Origin of the sequence: Paenibacillus illinoisensis NBRC 15959 (assembly GCF_004000925.1) — a bacterium.
In the GTDB taxonomy this organism is placed as follows: domain Bacteria; phylum Bacillota; class Bacilli; order Paenibacillales; family Paenibacillaceae; genus Paenibacillus; species Paenibacillus illinoisensis.
Genome location: NZ_BIME01000008.1, coordinates 204,674 through 222,357 on the forward strand (window position 1 = coordinate 204,674; position 17,684 = coordinate 222,357).

Annotated in this window: 19 protein-coding genes; 15 read left to right on the forward strand and 4 right to left on the reverse strand. The window is 48.2% G+C overall.

Going from position 1 to position 17,684, the window contains the following annotated elements; all coding sequences use genetic code 11:
• The first annotated feature begins 84 nt into the window (after positions 1-84).
• Positions 85-801 (forward strand): glycosyltransferase, encoded by a 717-nt coding sequence (locus PIL01S_RS19785; protein WP_127538998.1) that lies wholly within the window; start codon positions 85-87, stop codon positions 799-801.
• A gap of 177 nt (positions 802-978) precedes the next feature.
• On the opposite strand, the gene PIL01S_RS29555 is transcribed toward PIL01S_RS19785, so the two are convergent.
• Together PIL01S_RS29555 and PIL01S_RS19790 are read right to left on the reverse strand one after the other, a co-directional pair.
• Entirely contained in the window at positions 979-1,149 is a 171-nt protein-coding gene (locus PIL01S_RS29555; RefSeq protein WP_164764285.1) for a hypothetical protein, read from the reverse strand.
• Positions 1,146-2,384 carry a glycosyltransferase family 4 protein gene (locus PIL01S_RS19790; protein ID WP_127538999.1) on the reverse strand — a complete coding sequence of 413 codons (1,239 nt, stop codon included), beginning with the start codon at positions 2,382-2,384 and terminating at the stop codon, positions 1,146-1,148. Before PIL01S_RS19790 ends, PIL01S_RS29555 begins: the two co-directional genes overlap by 4 nt.
• A gap of 180 nt (positions 2,385-2,564) precedes the next feature.
• Here PIL01S_RS19790 and PIL01S_RS19795 point away from each other — a divergent pair, with 180 nt between their 5' ends.
• The gene (locus tag PIL01S_RS19795; protein ID WP_127539000.1) at positions 2,565-2,924 is read left to right on the forward strand and encodes a hypothetical protein; all 360 of its coding nucleotides are present in this window, start codon (positions 2,565-2,567) and stop codon (positions 2,922-2,924) included.
• A 259-nt stretch (positions 2,925-3,183) separates the two neighbouring features.
• A complete protein-coding gene (locus PIL01S_RS19800) occupies positions 3,184-4,668 on the forward strand; it encodes a DHA2 family efflux MFS transporter permease subunit (RefSeq protein ID WP_127539001.1) in 1,485 nt (494 codons plus the stop codon).
• Between the two features lie 85 nt (positions 4,669-4,753).
• Here PIL01S_RS19800 and PIL01S_RS19805 read toward each other — a convergent pair whose 3' ends face one another.
• The gene (locus PIL01S_RS19805; RefSeq protein WP_246058491.1) at positions 4,754-5,827 is read right to left on the reverse strand and encodes a glycosyltransferase family 4 protein; all 1,074 of its coding nucleotides are present in this window, start codon (positions 5,825-5,827) and stop codon (positions 4,754-4,756) included.
• Positions 5,828-6,197: 370 nt separating this feature from the next.
• Between PIL01S_RS19805 and PIL01S_RS19810 the strand changes: the two genes are divergently transcribed.
• The 7 genes from PIL01S_RS19810 (at position 6,198) to PIL01S_RS19840 (ending at position 12,791) form a co-directional block, all read left to right on the forward strand.
• Positions 6,198-7,235 carry an ABC transporter ATP-binding protein gene (locus PIL01S_RS19810; protein WP_246058492.1) on the forward strand — a complete coding sequence of 346 codons (1,038 nt, stop codon included), beginning with the start codon at positions 6,198-6,200 and terminating at the stop codon, positions 7,233-7,235.
• On the forward strand, positions 7,232-7,948 hold the full coding sequence (locus PIL01S_RS19815) for an ABC transporter permease subunit (RefSeq protein ID WP_127539004.1): 717 nt from the start codon (positions 7,232-7,234) through the stop codon (positions 7,946-7,948). Before PIL01S_RS19810 ends, PIL01S_RS19815 begins: the two co-directional genes overlap by 4 nt.
• A 4-nt stretch (positions 7,949-7,952) precedes the next feature.
• Positions 7,953-9,347, forward strand: coding sequence for a GldG family protein (locus tag PIL01S_RS19820; RefSeq protein WP_127539005.1), 1,395 nt, complete (start codon positions 7,953-7,955; stop codon positions 9,345-9,347).
• The gene (locus PIL01S_RS19825; protein ID WP_164764286.1) at positions 9,344-10,357 is read left to right on the forward strand and encodes a DUF4340 domain-containing protein; all 1,014 of its coding nucleotides are present in this window, start codon (positions 9,344-9,346) and stop codon (positions 10,355-10,357) included. The genes PIL01S_RS19820 and PIL01S_RS19825 overlap by 4 nt, the downstream gene beginning before the upstream one ends.
• Positions 10,358-10,554: 197 nt before the next feature.
• Positions 10,555-11,568: a YhcN/YlaJ family sporulation lipoprotein gene (locus PIL01S_RS19830; protein WP_127539007.1), complete on the forward strand. Its 1,014-nt coding sequence runs from the start codon at positions 10,555-10,557 to the stop codon at positions 11,566-11,568.
• 247 nt (positions 11,569-11,815) lie between these two features.
• Positions 11,816-12,040 (forward strand): helix-turn-helix domain-containing protein, encoded by a 225-nt coding sequence (locus PIL01S_RS19835; protein ID WP_017692532.1) that lies wholly within the window; start codon positions 11,816-11,818, stop codon positions 12,038-12,040.
• A gap of 211 nt (positions 12,041-12,251) precedes the next feature.
• The gene (locus PIL01S_RS19840) at positions 12,252-12,791 is read left to right on the forward strand and encodes a DUF4303 domain-containing protein (protein WP_127539008.1); all 540 of its coding nucleotides are present in this window, start codon (positions 12,252-12,254) and stop codon (positions 12,789-12,791) included.
• Positions 12,792-12,939: 148 nt separating this feature from the next.
• Here the strand turns inward: PIL01S_RS19840 and PIL01S_RS19845 are convergent, their stop codons facing one another.
• A complete protein-coding gene (locus PIL01S_RS19845; RefSeq protein ID WP_127539009.1) occupies positions 12,940-13,287 on the reverse strand; it encodes a hypothetical protein in 348 nt (115 codons plus the stop codon).
• A gap of 223 nt (positions 13,288-13,510) precedes the next feature.
• On the opposite strand from PIL01S_RS19845, the gene PIL01S_RS19850 reads away from it, so the two are divergent.
• The 5 genes from PIL01S_RS19850 (at position 13,511) to PIL01S_RS19870 (ending at position 17,322) form a co-directional block, all read left to right on the forward strand.
• On the forward strand, positions 13,511-14,374 hold the full coding sequence (locus PIL01S_RS19850) for a MurR/RpiR family transcriptional regulator (RefSeq protein ID WP_127539010.1): 864 nt from the start codon (positions 13,511-13,513) through the stop codon (positions 14,372-14,374).
• A 1-nt stretch (position 14,375) separates the two neighbouring features.
• Positions 14,376-15,104, forward strand: coding sequence for a glucosamine-6-phosphate deaminase (nagB, locus tag PIL01S_RS19855; protein WP_127539011.1), 729 nt, complete (start codon positions 14,376-14,378; stop codon positions 15,102-15,104).
• Positions 15,101-16,315, forward strand: a complete 1,215-nt coding sequence (nagA, locus tag PIL01S_RS19860; RefSeq protein WP_164764287.1) for an N-acetylglucosamine-6-phosphate deacetylase — start codon at positions 15,101-15,103, stop codon at positions 16,313-16,315. Before nagB ends, nagA begins: the two co-directional genes overlap by 4 nt.
• 29 nt (positions 16,316-16,344) lie before the next feature.
• Positions 16,345-16,839 carry a hypothetical protein gene (locus PIL01S_RS19865; protein ID WP_127539012.1) on the forward strand — a complete coding sequence of 165 codons (495 nt, stop codon included), beginning with the start codon at positions 16,345-16,347 and terminating at the stop codon, positions 16,837-16,839.
• A gap of 111 nt (positions 16,840-16,950) precedes the next feature.
• Positions 16,951-17,322: a hypothetical protein gene (locus tag PIL01S_RS19870; RefSeq protein WP_127539013.1), complete on the forward strand. Its 372-nt coding sequence runs from the start codon at positions 16,951-16,953 to the stop codon at positions 17,320-17,322.
• Positions 17,323-17,684: the final 362 nt, after the last annotated feature.

The window sequence follows — 17,684 nt, forward strand, 5'->3', positions numbered from 1 at the left end:
CAGATGCCCGCGAACCGGAGACAGTTCCATCATATGATAAGAGTAGATGTTTTATAGAGACAGGCGAGGAAAGGGGAGGCCCGAATGGAACCCAAAGTTTCAATTGTCATCCCGTTTTACAACTGTGCTTATATTGAGCAGGCTGTTCACAGTGCTCTGAACCAGACATATCCTCATATCGAGGTTATCGTGGTGGATGACGGCTCTACGAAGCACGTGGAGAAGCTGAAACCATTTATGGATCGTATCACCTATGTTCGAAAGGAGAATGGGGGGACGGCTACAGCGTTGAATGAAGGGATCAAGCGTGCGTCGGGGGACTATTTCGTCTGGCTCAGCTCGGATGACGTAATGCTGCTGGATCGTGTGGAGAAACAACTGGAATTCATGCTTGAGGTAAAAGCCTCCTTCTGCCATGGAGCCTATCATTATGTCAATGAAAACAGTGAATGGATGGATACGGTGCAGCCGGAAGTAGGCAGCCGTCTCGAAATGCTGCAGGTGCTGCTCGAAGGCTGTCCCATTAACGGCTGTACCGTGATGCTGGAGATGGATGCATTTCGGAAGTTCGGCATGTTTGACACCGAGTTCCGCTATACCCATGACTATGAGATGTGGCTGAGATTATTTCCGGTCTATGAGCTTTTTTATTTCAATGAGCCTTTGATGTGTTACCGGGTTCATGATTCAATGGGAACCAAAAAACACTTTGAAGCCTTAAAAGCCGAGATGGAAATGGTTCAGGCCAAACATCGGCCAATTTTACTGAATCTGCTTCAGATCGGCGGTTATTGGCAGTAATCATGGGTACAATCCGACATAAGAAAGATAAAAAGCACGTAAAGAGAGGGCAATTCTTCTGGTTCTCCTGAGTTGTGGACCAGTGGGGATGCTCTCTTTTTGCTTTTTGCATGATTTAGATCGTCTTTCAATGGAAATAACCCTCTTGCAGCAAGAGGGTCAGCATCCCCAATATAATTAATCATTAGAGCACATAATAGCCATTGCTTCCGGATCAGGCAGGGTATACTCCTTGGGGAGTGTTTCTACCAAGGCATTCATAATCTCGTAACTCACTTCAATGTGGGGGGTAGAGACAGGGACGGAAAACCAGCCATTATATAAATCACTCGGTACGAGCAGGGTCATATCGGGTGCCCTCCTTTTTGAATTGCTTCCTGATACACCTGTAGTGTGCGCATACCCATTTCCTCCAGGGAGCGGTGCTTCTCTGCCCAAGCCCTAGCCTGTGCACCAACCCGCAGACGAGTGGCGTCATCCTGCAACAGGGCGTTCAATAGTGCGCTCAGGGAGTCCACATCCTGCGGAGGAACGACCCAACCGGTATGAGCAGGCTCCACCATCTCAGGCATGCCTGCTGTGCCACTTACAATAACAGGAAGTCCGGCAAGCTGGGCTTCTGTAACCGAGAAGGGCTGCGTGTCCTGCAGGCTGGGCTGTACATAAATATCGGCACGGCGCAGGAACGAAGGGATGTTGTCCAATTTGCCCCAAAATACGATATCTCCTCCGACACCAAGATCATTAGCCTGGGAACGTAGGTCTTCCATCAAATTCCCTTCTCCCGCAATCCAGCAGACCCAATCAGAGCGAAGTTGCTTTAGGCTGGCCAGAGCCTTGATCAGTACATGAACGCCTTTGATAAATTCCAGTCTGCCTGTGAAGGCAATGACTTTTTTGCCTGACGGTGGGCGCTGACGGAACTTGACCGCCGCCTGAGCGCGGTAGGCAGGAAGGTCGACTGCATAAGGAATAAGGCGGAACTTCTCTTCAGGAACCTGCAGTGATGTCAGCGTACTCTTGATCCAGCGGCTGGAGACCAGAATCAGCTCGGATTGTGCGGCGCTCCGCTGCTCCAATGAGAGGAAATAACGTCCGCGTCTGGACTGCAAATACGCTGGAAGAGTGAGCTGCGGATTGGAATTCTGCTCATCATAAAAGGCTTCGCGTGCAAGTGCCCCGTGATAACTGGTTACCATGGGGGTGTTGTTCTTCAGAATACGTTTCATCGCCACGGCGGCCACAGGATCCTGTGCATGAATCATGTCATAGTGTTCTACACCCAGACAGGCAGCAGCCATTTCAAATGCATACCGGTTCAGTTCGTAATACGCGAGGAGAGGGTCGGCTGTAAATTGCGGAAGATCGGTCGGATTGAGCTTGGATTGCAGCATAGGCCATACGTTTTCTTTGGAAAAGGTCCGATTCAGGTTACGTATATAAACTTCATTTTTCGCGCCGTTCGTTCCCATGATATCGACTTCAACGCCAAGTGCCATCAACCTGTCGGCAAGCTGTTTTACATAGGTCCAGATGCCTCCCATTTGTGTAAGCTCCCAGTAGGTAACGAGCAGAACTTTCATAAGTACCTCCTTCTCACGGCCTGCACAGGCGGTTCTGCTATCCTTCTATTCTATGAGAGAAGCTGTGCCAAAGGCCGGGCAGGAAGGTACATCTGTCAAAAATGGGTGAATACAACTGGCATAGGATAGGAGAAAGCATAAACTACATACAGGTGTACAAAGCAGAAGGAGGCGCTAGCTGTGGGTGCATATGTAATGGAAGTTCATGAGGGCATGCTTCAAACTGCTGTTCCGATTAAGTACGTAGATGTGGAGGTCGCATTTGTAGGGGACGACGGGGCGGATGTATATGTGGGCGGGATCAGCCCAACCAATGGAGAATTATATCGGCATATCTTTCATATTGGAGCCGAGTCGACCGGTAGCAGCCGTAACCACATCATTCATGACCTGAACGTTTCACCTCATATGTGGCAACTCCGAATCATCAGCAACAAGAGCAGACCCTATCATCTTGCGGTTCGGCTGTATTGCAGAAGCGCTTGTGGACAGACGCTGGGTGTGCTCTCTGAACACCAGATGATTAAGCTGGCAGATTAGTTAGGCAAAACGTATGATGGAAAACTAGCCAAATCGGTGGAGCAGGGGAGAGCCTGTTCCCTTTTTTGTGTTTGCTTATACTGAATTTTACATAAGAAAATAGCTTGACAGCAAAGGTATTTTCATTAAAATAAAACCATGGTTAAAACAAAAGTTTAAAACGACGGTTTAAAACAAATGTTTGAATCGTTTGAATCAGTCATGATTATAAGGCTGTACGCGAGGAGAAATTCCTCCAAGCCGGAAAAGAGAGTGGTCAATGAAACAACAAACAGCAGTTAACCAGAATCCGGAGGAGTTCTCGATCAAAACGATTATTCTTCCGCTCTTAGCCATCATCGTTGGTATGATTATGGTCATTCTGGACAGTACGGTCGTGAACGTCGCCATTCCGAATCTGGTACAGTACTTCGAGACGGATCTGAAGACAATCCAATGGACCGTAACGGGTTATACCTTGGCTTTATCTGCAGTTATCCCATTAGCCGGATGGCTCACGGATCGTTTCGGTGCCAAAAGAGTCTTTCTGTTCACAATAGCCATGTTTACCCTCGGATCGGTATTATGCTCGATTGCACAGTCTCCCGAGCAATTGATTGTGTATCGGATTATCCAGGGACTTGGCGGAGGAATGGTGGCTCCTATTGGGATGGCTATGGTTTTTCGTCTGGCTCCACCCGAAAGAAGGGGCTCCATCATGGGCATGCTCGGGATTCCAATGCTGCTGGCTCCTGCGCTGGGACCGGTATTGTCTGGCTGGTTCATTCAGTCCCTCAGCTGGCACTGGATCTTTCTGATCAATCTGCCAATAGGTATTGCTGCTTTTATTCTATGTATCAAATTTCTGCCTGATACGGACCGTGGAAGAACACCCGCGCTGGACCTGCTTGGCATGATTCTCGCGCCGATCGCATTCTCTATGCTCGCCTATGGTGTAAGTGAGGGAGGCACAAGTTGGACCTCCACTTCAACACTGACAGGTGTAATCGTTGGAGGAGTAGCGTTGATCCTGTTCATCATTGTGGAGCTGCGTCACCAAAATCCATTGCTGGAACTGCGGGTCTTCAAATCCTCCGATTTTACACGTGGTATTATCCTTGCATGGGTTTCACAAATCGCTTTGTTTGGGGCCATGATTTTGATTCCGCTCTACCTGCAGCAGATCAAAGGCTACACAGCTTTAGAAACAGGGTTAATCCTACTACCACAAGCCTTGGCATCCGGTATAGGCATGCCGCTTGGTGGCCGTTTGTTTGATAAAATCGGGGCGAGACCCCTTGCATTCGTGGGTCTGGGTATCATCTCGGGGGCACTCTTTATCCTGTCTTCCATTACATCCGAGACGGGTCTGGGTTTAATTATTCTTAGTCTCGTGATGATGGGACTCGGTATGGGTCTATCCATGATGCCACTGAATACACATGTGCTAAACGCTGCTCCGCGCAAATTGGTTGGTCGGGTCACACCGCTTACCGCTGCTGCGCAACAAGTCGTTGTATCTTTTGCGGTTGCTGGTTTGACCGGGTTCCTGACTTCCCGAATTGCGACCAATACAAGTGGTACGGACGTTGCATCTGTCATTAAGGGTCTCGTGTCTGGTTTCAATGACACGTTTTTCCTGGCCGCGTGTATTGCATTGTTCGGTTGTTTACTAAGTCTTATCCTCCGTAAACCAAAACGAATGCAGGAAGAAACGCTCCAGACCGGGGATGAACCGGATCCGGCCATGATGATGGGGCACTGATGGATCATCCTATTTTATGAATAGGTGCTTATTCTCTTTAATCCGAGGCAGTTCAGATATGTTCTGAACTGCCTTTTTGCTTTGCTCATGAGAAGATGCTCAGGGCGGTCATCATTTCCCGGAAGGAAATAGCGTACCGATCCGGTGAGAAAGAGGCTGTCATATGCTCTCTGCCCTGTTCACGGACATATTTACGCAACTTTTTGTTACGCATGAGTTCGACCGCTTCATCTACTGCTGCATTTACATTGCCCAGAGGATAGAATTTGCCTGTCTTGTTATGAGTAATGAACGAACGTACACCATCCGAATCGGTGCTGAGTACCGGGCAGCCGCAGCTGATGGCTTCGGCAACCGCATAACCAAAGCCTTCAAGAAGGGACGTAGAGAGCATGATTCCTCCAGAAGCTGCAATCATGGAATAGAACGTGGGCATCTGGGAGTGAGGAACATTGACAAAGATGCCGATGCGGTCCTCCAAACCATATTCAGCCAGCATATGACGGAACATCACTTCGTCTTCAGGATTGGCCAAGCTGGGATCATGAAACAGCCATAGTCTGGCTTTGGGAATTTTTTTGATGATTTTGCTGGATATGCTCAAGTATTCTCTCCAGTTTTTGTTGTGTTCCAGCCGCCCGACCCAAGCCAGAACGGGGTAAGGTGGAGTGTCTACGGGAACTGGAGCAAACGTATCGGTGTCCAGCATATTGGGGATAACAAACCGGTGCAGCCAAGGGCAGATATGAATAAACATATCCAGCAAGTGATCGGTAGGAGGCAGAACAGCAGCGTCACAATGTGCCTGGAGGTAAGGAATTGCCATCTGGATCGTTTCCAGTGCCTGATCTCTCGTTCCGAGACCCTGGGCTTCAAATATAATTCGTCCTGTATAGCCGAGTCCTCTCAATCTACCAGGCATGGAAATATCCGAAGTCACAATAATGGCGTCATAACGCTGGCTGTGAATCAAAAAACGTATTTCTTCATCATTGGACGCGGTGAAGACCGGAGTGCCGGTGTTGTTCTGCAAACCCGATCCTGTATAAAGGTACAATAGATGCGCTTCAATGCCATGACGTTGCAGAACGGCTGTCCGCAATCGGTTCAAGGTATCCACGCCACCGCTTGGTACAAAAAACGTGAATAATACTTTCACACGGTTCACCCTCTGACTTTTGTGCAGGAACTCATACTCTTGAGCATTTTGCATAAATCCAGTAAGCGACTTCCAATCCTCAATATATAGATCGAAATGGTCCTATTCGTCTATAATATTGTCCCTTGGAGCGAGTGGAATCGAATTATGCAAAATGCTGACTCCTGTATTGTATGGTACGTTTCCCCAATGCACAGGGTGTGGGTGAAACCCAAGTTGTTCACATTTTGGACATATATTTTTAATCTTTCTTTTAAGTGTCATTAAGCTGGATTTAGGATAGACCCCGTAAGATACAAGGAACTTCCCGTGTAGACCATCTGGATTGCTTGATGGCACACGGGTATTTTAACGGGAAAGGATGAATGATGTGCTCGAAGTGAAACAGGTCAGCAAAGTGTATGATGGACGGCGCGGCGTGCATCAACTGGATTTCACAATGGAGCGCGGTGAGATTGTTGGTTTTCTGGGACCCAATGGTGCTGGCAAAACGACAACGATGCGCATGATCACCGGTTACCTGCAACCCACCACCGGTTCGATTGTGGTTGATGGACAATCTGTGCATGATCAGGGCAGGGCTGTTCGTTCCAAAATCGGTTATCTTCCGGAAACACCGCCGCTATATCCGGACATGACGGTCCAGTCCTATTTGAAATTCGTCGCGAACCTGAGGGATGTTCCGGCACGCGAGATTAAACTGCGGGTCAGTGAGATGGTCAGCAGGCTGGGGCTTCAGGAACGGGAAAAACAACTGGTGCGTGGACTATCCAAAGGTTATAAACAGCGTCTGGGACTGGCGGGAGCCATTATCCACAAGCCTGATCTGCTCGTCCTTGATGAGCCTACATCGGGGCTGGACCCGAATCAGATTATGGAGATTCGTGATCTGATCCGGGAACTCGGCGAAAATCATACGGTGCTGCTCAGTACGCATATTTTGCCAGAAGTGAGCACGCTATGTAACCGGATGTTGATTATTAACCAGGGACAGCTCGTACTCGACGGTTCACCACAGCACTTTGGTTCTTCGATGGGTGATCAGTTTAAGGTGTCCATTGAAGTTAAGGCAACCGAGCAGCAGCTACATAACTTGTTCACACCTTGGGAGAAGGTGCGGAGTGAAGTCATACAACCAACGGACGGAAATCGCGGTACGGAGCAGCAGGACACGGTTAAAATGCTGCTTACCGGACAATCATCCGAAGATTTCCGGGAAGAGCTGTTTTATCTTTTATCCGGAGCGGGACTGCCGATCCTGGAAATGAAGAAGGAAAATCTCAGTCTGGAGCAGATCTTCCTGAAGCTGACTACAACGGAACTAGACAATGAGTCATCTGATAAAGGTACACCTGACCTGGTTAGTGAAGACTCTGCGGATTCGCCAACAGAGGAGGAATCCAAATGAGACGAATGATGGCTATTTGCAATAAGGAACTTCAGGCGTATTTTTTGTCACCCACATCCTATTTCGCCTTTGCGGTCTATGTGCTGATGACAAGTTTATTGTTTTACTCCAGCTTCGTGTATTACCAGCCCAGTATAGTGGATTATCGCCTAGTGCTCGGTGATACCTTATCCATGCTGCTGTTTGTGGTGCCTTTATTGACCATGAGACTGGTTGCTGAGGAATTCAGGCAGGGTACAGATGAGCTGCTGCTGACCTCCCCGGCTCGGGTAACGGAAGTCATATTTGGAAAGTATCTGGCCTCTCTGGCCATTCTGATCGTGCTAGTTCTGTGCAGTCTGGTCTATCCTTTCATTATGTCGTTCTTTGGAACGTTGGATCTGACCTCGGTTTGGCTGTCGGCGCTGGGACTCTTCTTCTTGGGCGGCAGCATGATGGCGATCGGATTGTTTGCTTCTACATTATCTCAGCATCAGATGGTGTCTGCGGTGGCCGGTTTTATTATTTTGCTCGTATTGTGGATGCTTGATTCATTCGCAGGCAATACCGGTTCTGCGCTGCAGAAATGGCTTGATCCATTTGCGCTGACGAACCGTTTTGACAGCTTCACGAAGGGTGTACTCAGTGGACCGGATATCTTGTATTATGTGACGCTATCGGGCGTATTTCTGCTACTGAGCATTCAAATCGTGGAACGGAAGCGGTGGAGGTGAGAATATGAAAAAATGGTTGAGTCACACGAATAGTACGGTGCTGTCTGTAGCGGTCATCGGCATTTTTATTTTGCTTACGCTGTTTCTGAATTCACTTGGCGGATTCCAGCTGGATCTGACGGCAAACAAACAATACACCCTATCGGACCAGTCACTGACCGCGATCAAAAATGTAAAGGATGACGTGAGCATTAAGGTATTAACGGTGGAGAACGCCAACAATACCGTCTTGAATCGCGAAGTGACGGACATGGTCCAGGAGTATACCAAACGAAACAGCAAGCTGAAGATGGAACAGTATAATCTGACACAGGAACCGACGCTGGCCTCGAAATACGGCATCACAGGCAGTTCCATCGTCCTGGAGCAGGGGGATCAATATAAAGTTATTGATATTGCCAGTCTCTTTACAGCAGTAGGGGATGGCAGTGATGGGTCATACCAGTTTACGGGGGAGGAAAAATTAACGCAGGCTCTGATGAATCTGTCTTCCACCGAAATGAAGAAAATGGTATTCCTGACAGGGCATGAGGAGCTTGGTCTGGATCAGTTGACCACGCTTCGTTCGTCCCTGGAGCAAAACAACATTACAACAGAAGAACTGCAGCTCAATCAGGCCGGAGTGGTTCCCGAAGATGCGGACGTACTCGCGATCATTGGCCCGCAGCGTGATCTCAGCGACACTGAATTAAAAGCCATTCGAACCTATCTGAGCAGTGGTGGCAAGCTGATGTTGTCCCTCGGTTTTGTGGAGGATATGAAATCCAGCTGGAAAAATATCGACAAGCTCATGGCCGATTATGGAGTGGTTGATGAGCATGCCGTAATGGTGGACAACAAGCAGGCCAGCACGATGGGACCACTATGGGTTGTACCCGAATACGGTACACATGCCATTACAGATAAACTGTCCGCAAGTCAGTTGTATCCGATGTTATCCCTGTCCATTGCCCTGACAAGCAAGGAACAGGAGAAATATACACTGTCGCCTCTCATTCAATCTTCGGATGATAGTTACGGCGAGACGAATATTGAAGGCTTGCTGCAAAACGAAACAGCGAATGATCCGGATCAGGATATCCAGGGACCTGTCGAGCTAGGATATGCAGCAGATACAACCGAAGGCAAACCGAAAGCCGTGATCCTTGGATCTTCCATCTTCATGCAGGATTCGGAAATCGGGAATGGCGGCAACCGTGACTTCATTTTGAATACCATCAATTATTTAAGTGAAAAAGAGGACGGGTTAACCATTCGCCCGCGGGTGCAGGCTGGTTATGAAGTGGCTTACCTGAATGGTGAGCAGGCCAGAACGATTTTCTTCGTTGCGATTGTTGGTTTCCCGCTTATCTTTGTTATCATAGGTGTATTCTTATGGTGGAGGCGCAGACGTGTATGAAGAAATGGATTCCGACGATTCTGGTCGTGTTGGTACTGATTGTGGGCTGGATTTATGCGGCCAATCAGAATTATTTTCGCGAAGAAGAAGCGGTGAAGGTCCAGCTGCTTGGCATTCAGTCTGATGATATCCAGTCAATCACCATTCATGACCCGAGTACAGATAAGACGGAAGGCGAGGCTTCTTCCTCTGCATCTGCCCAATTGGAGCTGAAAGACGGCGTATGGAGCATGGTGGAACCCAAAGGGTATCCGCTTAACGGTTACACGATCAGCAGCTGGCTTGACGCGCTAAGTGGAGCAGAACAGGATTTGGTTGTGGAAGAGACGCCGACGGATCTGGAGAAGTATGGATTGGGTTCGACTGCTTCCCGTCTGGATATCAAAACCAAGGACAGCCGTGACATCACATTAAAGATCGGCGGACAGCTTCCGGCAGATGACGCCCGTTATGTTCAGGTGAATTCCGGGCCCGTTGTTGCTGTGCAGTCTGAGTCGATCGGCAATATGGAGCTGACAAGGCATGATCTGCTCGATACGACACCGTTTAATCTCGATGATACGAATGTGGCTTCTCTGGACTGGGAAGGAGAAGCAGCGACCTGGGTATTGAAGTCGGCATCGGAAGACGGTGCGGCCGAGCGGACATGGACGCTAAATGGTGAGACGGTTGAATCCACGGAAGCCGTATCCCTCATCGGCAAAATTAAAAATCTCTCCACTGCGGACGACGTTCGCAAAGCTTCCGAGCTCAAGGATGCTGTGCCACGATTCACACTTTCTGTTGAGCAGAAGGTAAATGGAGAGAATGTAACCGACGTCTACCGGGGGCTTACCGTTGCATCGGAACCCGGTATCATCTACGTGATTACACCCGATGGTCAGTGGGCATATTCCCTTCAGGCAGATGCCTTGCAGGATGCGGAGAAATTTCCTGATACGGTGAAAGCAGCTAACGTATCGACAGATGCAGGAATTGGAAGTGAAGATTCAACCTCATCCGCTGAGTAGTCTTGGAAATGTGAATATAACCGGTTTAGGTAAACCAAACCCATATGCTATTTTTGGAAAGAAGCGGTGTCGCACATAACGTGCTGGCGCCGCTCTTTTGTTGTGCAGGACAGGTTCCATATCCTTTCAGCATATCGGGTCCACCAGAAGCGCATCCTATCCTTGTGACCTAAACCATACACATTGGAGGATGAGACATGCCAGCAGCCAAAAAGGCGAAAGCAATCAGCTTATCATTGTCTACTGCAATTTTTGTAATGGCCGGACTGACAGGGTGTGGTGATGGCCGGGATAACAACAATATGCAAACCAATAATGCGGGTCAGGAAGTTCGAGGGCTCAACCGTTATGGTGTGGAGACCAATGGAATGGATGGCATTCGTGCCAAGAGTTATCGCATGCACAATGTCACTGACCTGAAATCCAGTGACGAACTGGCAAAACGCATTACCGAAATGAAAGAGATCAAGTCGGCCAATGTACTGTTAACTGACCGTAACGCTTATGTTGCTGTCCGTTTAACAGACGGTCATGCTGGCAAGATGGACAGTCAATCGAATCGTAACGGTAACCATAACAGCACGATGAACGGTACTTTGCGGAACCGTGCGAGTGGAACCATGCGAACTGAGAGCATGAATCAGGATCTGGGTGGTATGCGCGTGCATGCGGGCGACGGAACGATGTCACCGTACACGACCAGTGGTATTGCTCCAGGATTGAACACTGGTTCGGCTACAGACCGCAGCCATATGGGGAATGACCGCAGCATTTACGGAACGATGGGTACCGGATCTTTCGGCATGATGCGCTGGCTCACGAACACGGGTAGAGAACGTACGATGAGTGATGGTCATTACGGAATGCAAAGCGAAGGACAAGGCGTAGGACAACGTCAGGACAGCTCGGATGACAACACGTCTGAAGAGATCAAAGGCAAAGTTGCAGCAAAAATCAAGCAATTTGCACCGAATGTGGAGAATGTCTATGTATCGGCCAATCCGGATTTTGTTGAGCATGTGGAGTCCTATGCCAAGGACATTCGTAACGGCAAGCCCGTTAGCGGCATGATTGATACGTTCCAGTCGATGGTTGAACGCATCTTCCCGACCAATGCCATGAATCAACGCCGTGATGGTATTCTCGATGATGGCGTGTTAAACCGCAATAATAACAATAATGATGGCATTATGCATCCTAATCATCGGTAGAAACAGCTAAACAAATATGCCTTTGCGCGGATGGGTACATCAGTGGCAAAGGCATATTTTTTATCACAACATCTAAGAAAAAGCAGAACTACATAACGGTGTGTATCTTCCATTACGAAGGATCAACAAATGACAGCCCATTTTTTTCATAAAATTGAACCATCGCCCTTGACCTGACATAAGATGAGTTGACTGTATCCCCTTAACCTTGTTACACCAACACAACCCGAGCAAGGAGGGGTGAACATTGAAGGGTATCGATCATAAAAGCAAATTTTTGTTGACCCACCGTGAACGCGAAGTATTCGAATTGCTGGTTCAGGACAAAACGACGCGTGACATCGCAGGGCAGTTATTCATCAGCGAGAAAACGGTGCGTAACCATATTTCGAATGTGATGCAGAAACTCAATGTTAAGGGTCGTTCGCAAGCAGTTGTAGAGCTGATTAAGCTCGGAGAACTGAAGATCTGACGCGAATAACAGTTAGGAAGTTGAAGCAGCATGAAAGCCTTTCTCTATTCTTTAAATGATGAAGAATGGGGCAAGGCTTTTTTGCTTTTTAGACGGGGGAAGCAAGCATAAGTGACAAACAAGGTCACGAAATAGCGACTTGTTCCAATTGTTAAAATCAACCATAATAAGCTTATAGATCATGATTACATAAGAAATGAGAGGAAAGAAAATGGATCACTTCTTAAAGGAATTTGAGGACAAGTTTAGAGCCGGCTTTCTTCCCGATCTGGAGCAAACGCTGCAAGAGATGCAGCATGAAAAGGTATATGCTTGCGCGTTTGGAACAGACAGTGACTGGATTACTCTGTTTTTGGCGGCAAATACGGAGGAATCGCTAGCGAGGCATATTGCCAGGATGAAAGAAGAAGGACTGTGTGACAGTGAGCAGGACGAAATCTACTATCGATGGGGCTGCTCCGAATATCAGTATGGCGAAGATAAACAATTTAATCATATTAGCCGATTGTTGTATGCAACGGAAGATGTTCAGCATTATAAGGATGAGATGATTAATATTATTGCCAAGGTTGTGAGTGAAACACCGAATGAAGTTTTTGCCCGGTACGGTCAATCCAAAGCAGACATTACGTTTTTCATGTCCATGACCGATGATGATGAGGCTGAAGAACTCGAAAATCAATCCGTCGTATTGATGACAGAAAGCGGCCTGGCCAGTGAATTTTTGAAACGGTATGATGGTCTGGAGTAGTTTATTGATTTGACAAGATACCACAATGTATAAGATGAGTTAACGGAATGGAATGAAGTATATTTGAGTTCATTTCAAAGTCTTTCCCCGTTCTTAATCGGATTAGGGAGAGGCTTTTTTTGGTATATCCTGAAAAGAAATGAACTCCCTACATAAGGCTGTTTTCTCGAATAAACAATCTCCATGTTTTCTTCGAAAAAGGCTGATAAAAGAGCTGCTCCAACGCCTCGTACCGGGCCTCATCTAGATGCAGATAGAGCGCCTTTTTGGCGATTTTGGCGGCTGGTTGCGAAGCAGATTTCCGACCTCCCGCTTTTCGCCTGACCGGAATATGAAACTGCAACAAATCCTCCAGGCGGTCCCAGCCTTCCCAGCTCATTCTTCCGCCACGTTTCCAGTCGATTGCATACAGGGCATAATAGTCCCGACCACCGCTTTGCTTGACAGCAATAACCCAGGAGGAAGGGATGATCTTTTGTTGTTGTCGTTGATTCACTTGAGGGAGCTCCTTCGTTGATCCATAGACTGCATTCATCTTTACTATAAGCCTTATGTCTTGTCTGCTTCAAGAAGCGTTGATGTAAACTTTCATTTTGAACATGGAGTAATTCCGTAAATTCCCTTGATTTGCAGATGGAGCTTGATTAAAATGAAGTTATAAAAATTATTTTCTTTATTTCTTTTAAAAATATAAAAATTATTTTCAGAGGAGAAGACTTATGGCAGCCATCATACATGCGTTACAGCAAGAGCTGGATGGACTTCCATCGCAGGAACGGCGGATTGCAGAGGTTATTTTGCAATCTCCGTCGGATATCCCCGGCTGGACGATTAATTATCTTGCTGAACAAAGCGGAACCAGTCCGGCAACGGTCACCCGCTTCTGTAAGTCCTTTCACTTCAAGGGTTTCCCGGATTTCAAAATGAAGCTGGCCGCAGAGCTGTCTCATTCGACGGACAAAACGGCTTACCAGGATATCGTGGCAGGCAATCCGTTGTCCAAAATTGTGGAGGCCATCGAAGCCAACCACCTTGCCTCCATTGCGGATACCACTCGGCTGCTGGATTTGGGCAGATTGGAGCATGCGGTTCAGCTATTATGCCATGCCCGTCGCATTGACCTGTACGGTGTTGCGACCTCATCCATCGTGACACAGGATTTCTATCAGAAACTTGTGCGAATTGGCAAAAGCTGTACAGCCTTTTCGGATTCACATATGCAGATTACGTCAGCTTCCTCGCTAAGTGAAGGAGATGTGGCCATGGCCGTGTCCTACTCGGGGGAAACGCCAGAGACCATCGATGCCCTGCATTGCGCCAAACAGGCGGGAGCTGCAACGATCTCACTTACTTCCTACGGTAACAACAAGCTCGCCGGCGTATCCGATATTCCGCTATTTACGTCTTCACTGGAAGAGGGGATGAGACGGGGAGATATGGCTTCCCGGATTGCGCTGCTGCATGTCATTGATATTTTGTTCACAGGCATGATGAGTGCCGATTTCGACCGTTTTATCCCCAAACTGGAACAATCGTATCACAATGTACAGTCCTATCGAGTTCAAAAACATGGAGGTGCGTGAGATGAACATTCGTATTTTTGAAAATGAAGAAGATCTGAATGCAACAGGTGCTGGCCTGATTGCCAGCTTGCTGCAAACGAAACCACGAGCTGTGCTCGGACTCGCAACGGGAAGTTCTCCGGTGGGCATTTATAAACAGCTCATTAGCTTGTATCAGAAGGGTCTGGTGAGCTTCGCGCAGGCTTCTTCCTTCAATTTGGATGAGTACGTCGGGCTTCCGGTGGAGCATCAGGAGAGCTATCGCAGCTTCATGAATGAGCAGCTCTTTCATCATATTGATATCGATCTGGCAAAAACGCATGTACCGAACGGGCAGGCAACCGACCTGGACCAGGAATGTGCCATGTATGAACAGCGGCTGGATGACCTGGGACCTGTAGACCTGCAGCTGCTGGGTATCGGACATAATGGACACATTGGTTTCAACGAACCGGGGAATGAACTGACCGGACGCACGCATGTGGTGGATCTGAAAGAAGAGACCCGCAAGGCCAATGCCCGTTTTTTTGCAAGTATTGATGAAGTCCCTGCTCAGGCCATAACGATGGGTGTAGGTACGATTCTGAAAGCCAAACAAATTTTGCTGATCGCTCGCGGTGAGGAAAAGGCCGAAATCATTCGCGAAGCCTTCATGGGGCCGATTACAACCCAGTGTCCTGCGTCCTTGCTGCAATGCCATCCGAATGTGGTTGTACTGCTGGATCGTGCTGCCGGGAGGTTGGTCAAATGAACGATAAAGGCATAGCCCATTTGGAAAAAGAGAGCGGCAGCCCCATTTATCTTCTTCGCGGTAAAATGGTACTGCCTGAAGGTCTGGCGCAGGATGGCCTGCTCGCCTGGACCGAAGGGAAAATCATATATGCCGGGTCACCGGAAGGTCTGCCGTCATCTATTCGTAATCAGGCGGTCTCCGTGCCTGTACCCGATGGGGGCGTTATCGTCCCCGGGTTTATTGATATCCATGTCCACGGTGGCTATGGAGAGGATTTCATGGATGCGAGCCAAGAAGTGTTGGACAAGATTACTTCATTTCACAGTACGCAGGGTACGACTGCCATGCTTGCAACATCCATGACTGCTCCGAAGGACAGACTGGATCGGGTGCTCGCTGAAGTGGACCGTTATCGTTCCAAGCTCATGCCATACGCCCAGCTTGAGGGAGTGCATCTGGAAGGACCGTTCTTCAGTCCAAAATGGCCTGGCGCGCAGAATCCGGAGCATATTGTACTGCCCAATGTATCATGGCTCGCAGAATGGGAAAAAGAGTATCCCGGCCTGATTCGCCAGGTCACGCTGGCGCCGGAACGGGAAGGGGCGCTTGAAGTCATTGCATGGCTGCGTCAGCAGCGGATTACAGCAGCGCTAGGTCACACGGATGCGACCTATGAAGAGGTGGAGCGAGCGATTGAAGCCGGGCTGCATCACGCCGTACATACGTACAATGCAATGACTCCGCTGCATCATCGTAATCCCGGAGCTGCGGGAGCCGTACTGAGTGATTCAAGAATCAGCGCTGAAGTGATTGCTGATGGCATTCATGTGCACCCTGCGGCGATCTCCATCCTTGCCCAGCTGAAGCAGTCTGCCGATCAGCTCGTGCTGATCACAGATGCCATGTCCGCTGCCGGGCTGGAAGACGGGGAATACAAAATCGGCGACCTGCCCGTGATCGTGAAGGAGGGCGTAGCCAGATTGAAGGACGGCGGTGCCCTAGCTGGAAGTACACTGACGATGATTCGTGGCTTCCGCTATCTGGTACAAGACGTGGGCATGAGCCTGAGCGCTACATCTCGCGCAGCCAGTCTCACCCCGGCACGCCTGCTCGGAATCGACCATCGCACCGGTTCCCTGGCTGCAGGGAAACAGGCAGATATCGTTTTGCTTAACCAGAAATTGGGTATTGAGGGTGTATGGATTAAAGGCAGAATGATTGGCGGTTAGGCAGCAAGGTGAAAGGTTTTGGTCAATGAATGATTCGAAAATTTAGAAAGATGGATATCGTGCTAATTGTTGCCGTTGTTGCTGCATTAATAGTTAGCATCGGGTACTGGATCAAAGCTAACCAATCGATTAATAAAGCAGATGTAGAGGCATTTATTCAGGATCAAAATCTGGATCAGGTCCTCATACATCAGGTCGATAAGTCCCTATACTATATCTTCGGTGAGGATGTCATTTATGCGTTCAAAGACAAACAGCACTTTTCCAAATCGGGATATGATCACAAGGATGACGTGGTGTTTGGTGGGCTAACCAAGGGGGCCATGGGACTTGTAATTAACGATCCGGAGATTATGAAGCAGGCCAACTTGTATACACTTACGATAGACGGGACGACCCGCAAGTATAATTATGGTGGTGAGAAGTATCTGGTCATCGCTGATGAACGCATATGGAATCCTTCTCCGCAATTTCAGCTGAGCTTTTATAATGCAGAGGGAGCAGAACTTTATCATCAGGAGTAAGATCAGAAGCATGACGGTTTTCCGCTGGAGAGGCAATCGGGTGAGTAATGTGTTAAAATAGTCTCAAAAAAAGACGGGATCTGCGGATCACGCATAACGGAGGCGTGAAACATGGAACGTAACGCTATGCTCGAGTTCGATCCATTCCTCACAGAGCTGGCGGAAAAACTGCACGTGCACGGATATTATGCCTTTTATGGTGAGCATTACAATGAAGCCGATATGGAGCAGTACCGCAGACACCTGTTTAACTCATTCCGCAATATCGTATGGGTAGAGCTGGATGCACGCAAAAAATATATGATTGTCGATCATCGTGGACGAAACACCGTCATGAAATTGATCGATGGCATGCTGAATACCCGTAGAACACTGCGGGCCAATCAGGCGATGGCGGGCACGGATACGTCCAATGTCCAGCAGGAGATTACCCATCTGACGCAGATGGTGCACATGCTAAGATTTACGACATTTAGAACATAGTAATATCAACCAAGAGAGACTTACCCCAAGGGGAGTCACTCTTTTGAATTTTCAACAGTTCTAACGAATCCATACCACCTTATCACAAGGATTCGTACAGAATGCCAAAGATAACGAACTCCAGTCACGTTAATGCAACGTTTACCTATTCCAGATATGTCCACAGCATGGAATAACACGTCACTGATTCGTTAAACCACCGATCTCATTGTAATCAATCTAATAACACTCGCTCAGTTCGTTAAAATGGGCTAGGTGCCTGATTAAACATTCATTTCTATTCTATCGCTACTAATTCTAACGACAAAAAGAGTGTCCCGTCATAAAACAAACGGGACACTCTTCTTTTTAAATTGCACTTA